This window comes from Winogradskyella marincola, assembly GCF_029624125.1.
Lineage (GTDB): Bacteria > Bacteroidota > Bacteroidia > Flavobacteriales > Flavobacteriaceae > Winogradskyella > Winogradskyella marincola.
On record NZ_JARSBN010000008.1, the window covers coordinates 168,683 to 179,800 of the forward strand.

General features: G+C 33.9%; 9 protein-coding genes. 3 read left to right on the forward strand and 6 right to left on the reverse strand.

Translation table 11 applies throughout. The annotated features are described in order from the left end of the window. The first annotated feature begins 59 nt into the window (after nucleotides 1–59). Nucleotides 60–3,119 (forward strand): protein translocase subunit SecDF, encoded by a 3,060-nt coding sequence (secDF, locus tag P7122_RS14105; protein WP_278006438.1) that lies wholly within the window; start codon nucleotides 60–62, stop codon nucleotides 3,117–3,119. A 72-nt stretch (nucleotides 3,120–3,191) separates the two neighbouring features. Here the strand turns inward: secDF and P7122_RS14110 are convergent, their stop codons facing one another. From P7122_RS14110 to folE, 6 genes are all read right to left on the reverse strand, one after another. Beyond that, the gene (locus P7122_RS14110) at nucleotides 3,192–3,617 is read right to left on the reverse strand and encodes a hypothetical protein (protein ID WP_278006439.1); all 426 of its coding nucleotides are present in this window, start codon (nucleotides 3,615–3,617) and stop codon (nucleotides 3,192–3,194) included. Nucleotides 3,618–3,686: 69 nt separating this feature from the next. Next, nucleotides 3,687–4,181 (reverse strand): DUF192 domain-containing protein, encoded by a 495-nt coding sequence (locus P7122_RS14115; RefSeq protein WP_278006440.1) that lies wholly within the window; start codon nucleotides 4,179–4,181, stop codon nucleotides 3,687–3,689. A gap of 3 nt (nucleotides 4,182–4,184) precedes the next feature. Beyond that, on the reverse strand, nucleotides 4,185–5,021 hold the full coding sequence (gene lgt / locus P7122_RS14120) for a prolipoprotein diacylglyceryl transferase (RefSeq protein ID WP_278006441.1): 837 nt from the start codon (nucleotides 5,019–5,021) through the stop codon (nucleotides 4,185–4,187). Between the two features lie 184 nt (nucleotides 5,022–5,205). After that, nucleotides 5,206–5,442: a membrane protein insertion efficiency factor YidD gene (gene yidD / locus P7122_RS14125; RefSeq protein ID WP_278006442.1), complete on the reverse strand. Its 237-nt coding sequence runs from the start codon at nucleotides 5,440–5,442 to the stop codon at nucleotides 5,206–5,208. A 2-nt stretch (nucleotides 5,443–5,444) separates the two neighbouring features. Next, on the reverse strand, nucleotides 5,445–6,926 hold the full coding sequence (gene cysS, locus P7122_RS14130) for a cysteine--tRNA ligase (RefSeq protein WP_278006443.1): 1,482 nt from the start codon (nucleotides 6,924–6,926) through the stop codon (nucleotides 5,445–5,447). Nucleotides 6,927–6,984: 58 nt separating this feature from the next. Beyond that, entirely contained in the window at nucleotides 6,985–7,662 is a 678-nt protein-coding gene (gene folE, locus P7122_RS14135; protein ID WP_278006444.1) for a GTP cyclohydrolase I FolE, read from the reverse strand. Between the two features lie 222 nt (nucleotides 7,663–7,884). Between folE and P7122_RS14140 the strand changes: the two genes are divergently transcribed. Beyond that, nucleotides 7,885–8,319 carry a hypothetical protein gene (locus P7122_RS14140; RefSeq protein ID WP_278006445.1) on the forward strand — a complete coding sequence of 145 codons (435 nt, stop codon included), beginning with the start codon at nucleotides 7,885–7,887 and terminating at the stop codon, nucleotides 8,317–8,319. A gap of 13 nt (nucleotides 8,320–8,332) precedes the next feature. Beyond that, the coding region (locus P7122_RS14145; protein ID WP_278006446.1) for an FIDD domain-containing protein at nucleotides 8,333–11,118 on the forward strand (2,786 nt) is incomplete at its 3' end.

Consider the following 11,118-nt stretch of genomic DNA (forward strand, 5'->3'; position numbering starts at 1 on the left):
GATTATACGGTAAATTCTATATTTGCGCGTTAAAAAAATTAGACGTAAAACAAAACAAAATGCAAAACAAAGGAATAATTAAACTGTTTGCACTACTATTTGGTTTGGTAAGTATTTACCAACTGTCTTTTACATTTAAGGCAAATCAAATTGAAGATGCTGCAAAACAAGCTGCAGTAGCAAAGTATGACGAAACAGTAGATGGTTATCAAGATTTAAGAGCGCAGGCAGAAGTTCGCTACTTAGATTCTTTAAAAACTGAAAAAGTTCAGGTAAGTGATAACGAGTTCGAATCTATAGAAGTATACAACCTATTAGGTGTGTCTCAGTACACATATACTGAGGTTGAAAATAATGCCATGAAACTTGGTTTAGACCTTAAAGGTGGTATTAATGCTATCATTCAGATTTCTGTAAAAGACATCTTAAAAGGGTTAGCAAACAACAGTAAAGATCCTGTATTTAATAAGGCGTTAGCTGATGCAGAAGAGTTACAAAAAGATGCGCAAGAGTCTTATCTAGAGTCATTTTTTAGAGCGTTTGACGCTATAAAAGGCGATACTAAATTAGCATCTCCAGATATTTTTGCTAACAGAAACTTAAGAGATGATATTAAACCTGAAATGTCTGACAGTGAGGTGAAAACTATCCTTGAGAGAAAAATAGATGAGTCTATTGTTTCTGCTTTTGAGGTATTAAGAAATCGTATTGACGGTTTTGGTGTATCGTCTCCAAATATTCAACGTTTAGGAAACTCTGGTCGTATCTTAATAGAGTTACCAGGAGCAAGAGATAAAAATCGTGTTGTAGATATTATTACTAAAACAGCACAATTACAATTTTGGGATACATACAAAGCAGAAGAGTTATTGCCATATGTATTTCAGGTAAATCAAGCTTTAGTAGAGGCTGCTAAAGAGACAGAAGGAAATGATAAAGTTGATGAAGTTGCAGAAGTAGAGCAAGATTCAACTTCTAGTACTATTGATGAGTTAACTGGTCAGATAGAAACTGATACTACAGATGTAGCAAATGCTAATCCTTTAGGAATTCAGTTTCCAGGTCGTGGTCCTGTAATTGCTAATTTCTTATCTAAAGATAAAGAGAAAGTATTAACAGCGCTTAATGATCCAAAAAACAGAGCTTTATTACCAACAGAAATGCGTTATGCAAAATTTGTTTGGGGAAAACAAGATAAAGATTCTGAGTTTTCTGCACTATACGCAATAAAGAGTAATAGAGATGGTGAGCCAGAATTAAGTGGTGCTGTTATTACAGAAGCAAGACAAGATTATGATGAGCTTAGTAGACCAGCTGTAAGTATGCAAATGAACCCTAAAGGGGCAAGAGATTGGCAAGAAATTACTAAGAAGGCTAACCAAGAAAATGGTTTTATTGCAATTGTATTAGATGATATAGTATATTCTGCACCAAGTGTTACAAATCAACCAGAAGGTATCGCAGGAGGTAGATCTCAGATTTCAGGTTCATTTACCCTTAACGAAGCTGTAGATTTAGCAAACGTATTAAGAGCAGGTAAATTACCAGCTTCTGCAGAGATTGTACAAGCAGATGAAGTAGGACCTTCATTAGGTCAGGAGGCTATTGATAGTGGAATGAAGTCTTTCATTATCGCATTAGCATTTGTTTTACTTTGGATGGTATTCTATTACGGAAAAGCTGGTCTAGCAGCAGATATCGCATTATTATTAAACATCTTATTAATATTTGGTGTATTAGCAAGTTTAGGTGCGGTACTAACGTTACCAGGTATTGCAGGTATTGTATTAACAATTGGTATTTCGGTAGATGCCAACGTACTTATATTTGAGCGTATTAGAGAAGAACTTGCAAAAGGAAAGTCTCAAAAAGAATCTATTAAAGATGGTTTCTCTAACGCTTTATCATCAATTTTAGATGCTAACATCACTACAGGTTTAACGGCATTAATCTTATTTGTATTTGGTACAGGACCAATTAAAGGTTTCGCAACTACGTTAATCATAGGTATTTTAACTTCATTATTTACTGCAATTTTTATCACTCGTTTATTAATTGACTGGTGGGTAAATAGAGGTGGTACTTTAGATTTCGCAACCGGAATGACTAAAGGTTTATTTAAGAATGTAAACATCGACTTCTTAAAGAAGCGTAAAATAGCTTATGTTATTTCTGGCGCATTTATTTTAGCAAGTTTAGGTTCTTTAGTTACTACAGGATTAGACCAAGGTATCGATTTTATTGGTGGTAGAACCTATCAGGTACGTTTTGATCAGCCTGTGAGTACAGAAGAAATTACAAGCATATTAAATGATCCAAATGTATTTGGAAGTGCTGAGGTAAAGACAATAGGTTCTGCTAATGAATTAAAAATTTCTACAAAATATAGAGTAGAGGATAATTCAGTTGAAGCAGATACAGAAATTCAAACCAGATTGTTTGAAGCTCTTAAGCCTTATTTACCAAAAGGTATGACTTACTCAGAGTTTGATAATGGTTCTGGTGAGGCTAAGATTGGTAAAATGCTTTCTAGTAAAGTGAGTCCAACAATCGCAGATGATATTAAAAAGTCTTCATTCTGGGCTGTATTAGGATCTTTAGTAGTAGTATTCCTTTACATCTTGTTTAGATTTAAGAGATGGCAATTCTCACTTGGTGCAGTTGCGGCTGTATTCCATGATGTATTAATTGTATTAGGTATATTCTCTTTAACATGGAAGTTTATGCCGTTTAGTATGGAAATAGATCAGGCGTTTATTGCGGCTATTCTAACGGTAATTGGTTACTCGTTAAATGATACTGTGGTAGTGTTTGATAGAATTAGAGAATTCTTAAATGAGCATACAGCTTGGGATTTCGGAAAAACTATTAACGCATCACTAAACAGTACGTTAAGTAGAACTTTAAATACTTCTGTAACAACTTTAGTGGTGTTATTAGCAATGTTTATTTTTGGTGCAGATTCTCTTAGAGGATTGTTATTTGCATTAATTGTTGGTGTAGTAGTAGGTACATATTCTTCTATGTTTATCGCAACACCATTAATGTACGATACAGCTAAAAAAGGAGACGCTGCAGAGTCATTAAAGAAAAAAGTAAAAGAAGAAGACGAAGAATAAACTTTGACTTCATGTAAATAAAAAAAAAGCCTTTCTGAAAAGAAAGGCTTTTTTATTTTTTAACTTAACGCTTTAGTCTATTTTATTTAGAGTAATTGCGTCGCTTTCAAAATTAGTTGGTCGTGGTGTACCGTCAAAACCAACTGCTAAAACCATTTGAGATTCAGAATTCATTTTAAAGATACCTTCCAAGGTGCCTAAGGTTTCGTCATCTTTCAGCTGTTTAATAATAAAATCAATATGATAGTAATTTTCTTTTTTTTCGACTTCATAGTGCATAGAGGCTTCATTACCACGCATTGTAAATGATTTGCCACCTAGTATTTGTCCCTCAAATTCAAATAAAGCATAGCCATCTTTAGTAAGTGTTAGGTAGCCAATATCACCTTTATCTTCTCCTTTCCATTTACCAACATAAGAAGGTGAATCTTTAAGCGAGAAAGAGCAAAATAAAACTAAGGATACAATTAAAATTGAAAGATTTTTTAATGATTTCATGTAGATAGGAATTAAAATTATTCCTACAATATATATCATTTTTAAATTAAATGCCTAAAAAGGAATTAATTAGTCTTTTATAAACTCTATTTTGTCACCATTTTTTAGTTGCCATTCATCGGAAAGACCTGCGTTAATTTCTAAAACATACTTAGCAGGTGCTTCAGAAGGTAGTGAGGTTTCATCAAATGGTTTAGCATTTTTTTGAAAGCTAACAATTTGTAGTTTTTCATCTATATAAATGATGTCTAAAGGTATTTTAGTATTCTTCATATAGAAACTTCTCATTTGCACATTTGGAAATATAAACAGCATACCTTGGTTAGTGCCAAGTTGTGTTCTATACATTAACCCTGTTTGTGTTTCGTACTCGTCTTGGGCAAACTCTATATCTAAAGTTTTTATTATGGAGTCTGAGTCTGATTCTTTGAGGTGCAAAACCCCTTCTTTTTTAAAACTAACTTCTACTTTATCATTAGAAGTGTTTAGTTTTTCATCTTTACAGTTAAAAAACAAAAGCAAAAAAAAGATAACAAAGATTCTAATGAAATGAGTTGTACGCATATACTAAGCAACCGTCTTTTTTGGCTTGTAGACAAACATAAAGTAAAGGCCTATAAGTATAAAAGGGATACTTAATAGCTGACCGTTGTTAAGTATGTTACCAAAGAAAGCAGCCAGATCTTCGTCTCCTTGAGGCTCTTTTACAAACTCTACACAGAATCTAATTGTCCATAGGAAGACTAAAAACAGACCAAATAAAAATCCTTCTTGTTTAGATTTATTGGTTTTCCAGTAGACATAAAGTAAGATGAAAAACACAAAAATATAACAGAATGCTTCGTATAATTGAGCAGGATGTCTAGGGTTTGTTTCGCTAAGCTGTCTAAATACTACACCAAAATCACTGTTGGTGTATTTGCCAATAATTTCAGAATTAATAAAATTTCCAATTCTTACAAATACAGCACCAAGAGCTGTAGCGATTACCACACGATCCAAAATCCAAAGAATAGATTTTTTTAAGACTTTTTTGTTAAATAGGTACATAGATATAATCATACCTATAGCTGCACCATGACTAGCTAGACCTTGAAAACCTGTAAACTCAAAACCACCTTTGAATTTAAAAGGTAAAAAGATGCTAAAGAAATCTTCGCTTATTAATTCGGATTGGTAAAAGATAACATGGCCCAATCTAGCACCAATCATTATACCTAAAACAGAATAAATAAATAACGAATCTAGAGATTCGTTTGATTGATTTTCGTTTTTCCAAATCTTCTTGGTAATATGGAATCCTAGTATAAAGGCAATAATCCACATTACACTATAAAAATGAAGTTCAAAAAAACCTAAATCTAATGATTTAATAGGATCCCAATATATTTTTAGTGCATGCATGTAAGTAATCTTTTCGTTGTAAATATACTATTTTGTTAGGGAGTGAAAATAGGATTAACGTAATATTAATCTTCTTTTGGTGGCACAGGATCAAAACCTTTTCCTCTTCAAGGCGACAGAGTGTTAAGAAAATGTACAGTGTACATTTTTAACGAATGTGTGAGCTGGAGAGAGGGCAAAATTTTTAGTTGTCATCTTTCTTTGGTACTGGGTCATATCCTTTTCCGCCCCAAGGATGACAACTAAAAATCCGCTTTAATGCTAGTTTACCACCTTTAAACAGTCCATGAACTTCCAAAGCTTCTTTAGCGTAATGAGAACATGTTGGTTGATACCTGCAAGTAGCAGGTGTTAGAGGAGAAATAAAAGTTTGATAGATTTTAATCAATAATAGAAAGGGATATGCTAAAAATTTCTTCACGATTAATTAGTCGTAAATGTAGTGCCTTCTCTACTATCCTTAAGTTGAATACCAGCCTCGGCTAATTCATCTCTAATTTTATCAGACAAAGCAAAATCTTTGTTTTTACGAGCTTCGTTTCTCATTTCTATTAAGATTTCAACAGCACCTGTTAATTTATCTGCACTAGAGTCTTCTTTAGTGTCATTAACTAAACCAAGTACATCAAAACTAAAGTCTTTTATTGTTGTTCTTAACAAATCTAAATCTTTAATAGTAAGCGAAGCCTTGTTATCTTTAATCTGATTAATAAGTTTTGCGCCTTCAAAAAGATGCGCAATTAATATAGGTGAATTAAAGTCGTCATTCATGGCGTCATAGCACTTTTCACGCCATTCGGTAACATTAAAAGTAGATGTGTCTCCAGCTTTTAAGGCATCCATTGTGTTAATGGCTTCCATAAGTCTGTTGTAGCCTTTTTCACTTGCTTTTAGGCCTTCATCTGTTAAGTCTAAAACACTTCTGTATGATGATTGTGCATTAAAAAATCGAATAACGCTAGGCGCATAAGCTTTACTGAAAAATGGATTGTTTCCAGAAAGTAACTCGTGAGGATTAACAGTGTTTCCTGTTGTCTTAGACATTCGCTGTCCGTTGAGTTGTAGCATATTGGCATGCATCCAGTAGTTTACTGGCGATTCTCCTGTTACAGCTTCACATTGTGCAATCTCACACTCGTGATGTGGAAATTTTAAATCCATACCTCCTCCGTGAATATCAAATCTGTTTCCAAGGTATTTGGTACTCATGGCAGTACACTCTAGGTGCCAACCCGGAAAACCATCTCCCCAAGGAGAAGGCCAGCGCATGATGTGTTGAGCTTCTGCGCGTTTCCATAGAGCAAAATCTTGAGGATTTTTTTTGTCAGATTGTCCGTCTAAGGCTCTTGTGTTGTGTATAAGGTCTTCGAGTTTACGCTTACTTAATTTACCGTATTCTTTAACGGAATTAAATTTGTGAACATCAAAATACACAGAACCGTTAACTTCGTATGCAAAACCATTGTCTATAATTGTTTTAACAAGTTCTATTTGCTCAATTATATGGCCTGTTGCTGTAGGTTCTATACTTGGTGGTAAAAAATTAAAGGTATTTAACACTTCATGAAAGTCTACAGTGTAGCGCTGTACAACTTCCATGGGTTCTATCTGTTCTAACCTTGCTTTTTTTGTGATTTTGTCTTCGCCGACATCAGCATCATTTTCTAAATGCCCAGCATCAGTTATATTCCTTACATACCTTACTTTGTAGCCTATATGTTTAAGATATCTAAAAATAACATCAAAAGACATAAAGGTTCTTACATTACCCAAGTGTACATTGCTGTATACTGTAGGTCCGCATACATACATACCAACATAACCATCGGTTATAGGTTTAAAAACTTCTTTTTCACCAGATAGTGAGTTGTATATTTTTATAGTTTGGGTATCGTATAACGGCATGCTGTAAAATTCAAAAATTGTTTAAACAAAACTAAATAACAATGTAAGACTATACAAACTAAAACTGCGTGTCTAACTGAATGTAATCAAGGAATTCTCTTCGTGTTTCTTTTTCTTTAAACTTTCCGCCAAATTCAGATGTAACAGTACTACTTTCTATGTCTCTTATTCCGCGTGAGTTTACACAAAGATGTTTGGCATCAATAACACAGGCAACATCGTCGGTTCCTAATACTTGTTGTAATTCTTTTACAATTTGTATGGTAAGGCGTTCTTGTACTTGTGGACGTTTGGCATAGTAATCTACAATTCTATTCATTTTAGAAAGGCCAACAACTGTACCGTTAGAGATGTATGCAACATGGGCTCTACCTACTATAGGAAGTAAATGGTGCTCGCAGGTAGAATAAACAGTAATGTTTTTTTCTACAAGCATTTCTCCATATTTGTATTTGTTGTCAAAGGTTGAAGCACTTGGTTTTTTACTAGGATCTAATCCTCCAAAAATTTCATTTACAAACATTTTTGCAACACGGTTTGGTGTGCCTTGCAAACTGTCATCGGTAAGATCTAGGCCAAGGGTTTCTAAGATGTGTTTTACATCGGCTTTGATGCTTTCAATTTTTTCTTCTTTAGACATCTCAAAAGCGTCTTCTCTCATAGGTGTATCGCTTGAAGAACCAATGTGATTATCTCCTAAAGCATCTATATCATTAAAATCGTTATCGATTTTCATAGTTAAATAATTATTAATCAATCTTTAAAAAGGAAGTTGCAAAGATACGTAATAAAAATAGTATGATAAGGTAGGAGTTTTACAATTATACCTGTTATATACTTAAAACCGTTAAAATGTTAATATCGTTAACGATTTAACGATTGTATTTATAAAATTTTCTTAATTTTCCAAACTTTAAAATAAGGTTAAGCTATGAATAAATTTCTTACAATTTTCATTTTGATTCTCTTGCCGATATGTTCTCATGGGCAGGAAAAAAATAGTAAAATTCCACTAAAAGTTATCGAGTTTAAAGATAACGTAGATTTACCACTAACAGCAAAAGAACGACTTCAGATAGATGAAGTATATGGTGAGTATGCAGATAAATATGTGTATAGTGATGCTTTTCGTTTAAAGAGTGTTAAGGACATATTAAGAAATAGAGTGGTAATAAAATACATCACTAAAGAGAGTGATAAAAAAGACTGTTTAAAACTATCCGAGATTCCTCTATTAAATAGTTTTGTTTCAGATTTAGAAAGAGATAAAATATTCGATCCCAAGAATTTTAATCCTTTAAAATACAATTTTGCATTTCATTCTAAAGGGTCTTCTTTATATCAAGTAGATAATACCAATTATTTCATATTCATTAAACCTCAATATCATTAAAAAAATTACACAAATGAAGTATTTATTAACTTTAATAACAGTAGTATTTTCATCGGTATTGATTGCGCAAGATGTTAATATGCAGAATGGAACCGTAAGTCAGTGTGGAGGGGTTTTTTATGATTCTGGAGGTGAGCTAGGAAATTATGGAAATGATGAAAGTTTTGTAATAACTATATGTCCTGAAAATCCAGGTCAAAAAGTTCAAATAGACTTTACTGAATTTAATACTCAGTTAAATGCAGACGTAATGACTATATATAATGGTGATTCTACAGCTGCAGATGCCTTTGGCCAATATTCTGGAGTAGCTTCGCCTGGTTTGGCTGTCGCTACAGAAGATAATGCTAGTGGTTGTTTAACTATACAATTTGTTTCTAATGACTCAGCCAGTGGAAGTGGTTGGGTAGCAGATATATCTTGTCTAACTCCTTGTCAGACAATAAATTCTCAGATCGATTCAGCTTCGCCAGCACCAAATGACGATGGTTACATAAGAGTTTGTCTGTTTGAAGAGATTACACTAAATGGTAGTGGTGATTTTGAAGTAGATGGTACAGGAGCTACATATGAATGGGATTTAGGTGATGGTAATACTGCTACAGGTCAAACCGCAGTTTTTTCTTATTCAGAGCCAGGTGTATACATTGTTAACCTTAATATAAGGGATGCTAATACTTCGGTAGATCCTGATGGTTGTTCAAATAATAATTTAATAAATCAAGTTGTCCAAGTAGCTACAGAGCCAGACTTTACAGGGACAGGTGCCGCTAATACAACGTTATGTTATGGTGAGAGTACAGATATTACAGGTGTTGTAAACGCTGTTGATTTTATTAATGACTGTACACCTCCAGTAAGTGGTGTTACTTTCTTACCAGATGGTAATGGTGCTTTTTATGAAACATGTGTTTCTGTAGATTGTTATGATTCTGGAGAAGTGCTTAATGATGTCAATCAAATTGTAAGCATTTGTCTTAATATGGAGCATTCATATTTAGGAGATTTAGATATCGTAATAACAAGTCCTAATGGTCAATCTGCAACCCTAAAAGATTACCCTGGTGGTGGTGGTACATTTTTAGGAGCTCCTATAGATAATGATGGTAACCTTGATCCTGGTACAGGCGCTGATTATTGTTTTTCAATGTCTGGAACAGTTGAATTAGTTAATGGTCCTACCGAGAATTTAGGTACAGGTAATGCAATAAGTCCAGGTACATATCTTCCTGAAGAATCTTTTGCATCTCTTTTAGGTAGCCCTTTAAATGGTGATTGGTGTATTCAAATTACAGATAACTTAGGGTCTGATAATGGTTTTATATTTTCTTGGGGAATTGAGTTTGATCCTAATCTTCAACCTCCAGAATTATCGTTTACACCAGTAATAACCTCAGAAGCGTGGGATGCTGATCCTACAATAACTAATAACACAGGAAGTGTTATTACTGTATCTCCACCAGATGAAGGAGTGTATTGTTATACTTATAGAGTAACTGATGATTTTGGTTGCGAATACACTGAGGTAGTTTGTATAAATGTATTGCCAGAAATAATTACTGAAGATCCTAATGATTTATTTGTTTGTGATACAGGTAACCCTCCATATATTTTTGACTTAGGAACAAATACACCAGTTGTATTGGCAAGTGCACCAAACCCAGATGATTTGGTGGTTACTTACCATAACTCTCAGGACGATGCGGACACAGATACAGCAGCAATAACAGATATAAACTCTTACTCTGGAACCGATGGTGAGATAATTTTTATTAGAGTTGAATATCTTGATTCTGATTGTTACGAAGTGTTACCGTTTGCTTTAAACGTTTCTGGACAACCAGATATTAATCCTGTTCTTGATATAGAATTATGTGATGATCTTTCTAATGATGGAGTAGAGGAGTTTGATTTAAGTGCTCAAACTTTAGGTATTTTAGGAACTCAGTCAGATGAAGAATTTAATGTTACTTACCACTTAAGTTTTGAAGACGCAGATGAAGGTACAGGTGTTTTACCAAATTTATATACTAATGTAAACAACCCAGAGCCAATCTATGTTAGAGTTGAAAGTGTTGGTGATTCAGATTGTTACAACGCTTCAGTAGATCCTGTTTTCAGTTTAATTGTTAACCCAAGAGCCGTTGCATACCAACCAGACAATATGGTAACCTGTGACGATCCTAGTAATGATGGTTTTGCTGAATTTGATTTAATTTCTCAGGAAGATGATATTTTAGATGGTCAAGACCCAGCGATTTATGATGTTTCTTTTCATCTAACTCAAGATGAAGCTAACTTTAACACAGGAGCTTTACCTACAAACTACACTAATGTTTCTAATCCTCAAACAATATTTGTAAGAGTACAAGATCCAGCTTATCCAGATTGTTATGATACCACTTCTTTTGACCTGGTTGTTAATCCATTGCCAGAGGTTGTTCCTGTAACTCCACTTCAAGTTTGTGATGGAGAGGTAACAGATGGTTTTGCTTCATTTAATATGTCAACAAAAGTTGATGAGATTTTAAATGGTCAAACTGGTATTGAAGTTTCATTTCATGAAACACCAGAGGGTGCAGATGCAGATACAGAAGAGATATTTGACGGTTATGTAAATACAACGCCAAACGGTCAAATTATTCATGTACGTCTAGAGAATACAACAACTAACTGTTATATTGTAAGTTCTTTAACCCTAGAAGTATTAGGTAATCCAACGGCAAATGCACCTATAGCTTTAGAGGAGTGTGATGACGATACCGATGGTTTTACGGTATTTACATTAAGCGATCGCGA

Excerpts from the sequence above, each read along its gene's own strand:
- P7122_RS14110 (WP_278006439.1), bottom strand. The coding sequence starts at position 3,617 with ATGAAATCATTAAAAAATCTTTCAATTTTAATTGTATCCTTAGTTTTA.
- secDF (WP_278006438.1), top strand. The coding sequence starts at position 60 with ATGCAAAACAAAGGAATAATTAAACTGTTTGCACTACTATTTGGTTTG.
- lgt (WP_278006441.1), bottom strand. The coding sequence starts at position 5,021 with ATGCATGCACTAAAAATATATTGGGATCCTATTAAATCATTAGATTTA.
- P7122_RS14115 (WP_278006440.1), bottom strand. The coding sequence starts at position 4,181 with ATGCGTACAACTCATTTCATTAGAATCTTTGTTATCTTTTTTTTGCTT.
- folE (WP_278006444.1), bottom strand. The coding sequence starts at position 7,662 with ATGAAAATCGATAACGATTTTAATGATATAGATGCTTTAGGAGATAAT.
- cysS (WP_278006443.1), bottom strand. The coding sequence starts at position 6,926 with ATGCCGTTATACGATACCCAAACTATAAAAATATACAACTCACTATCT.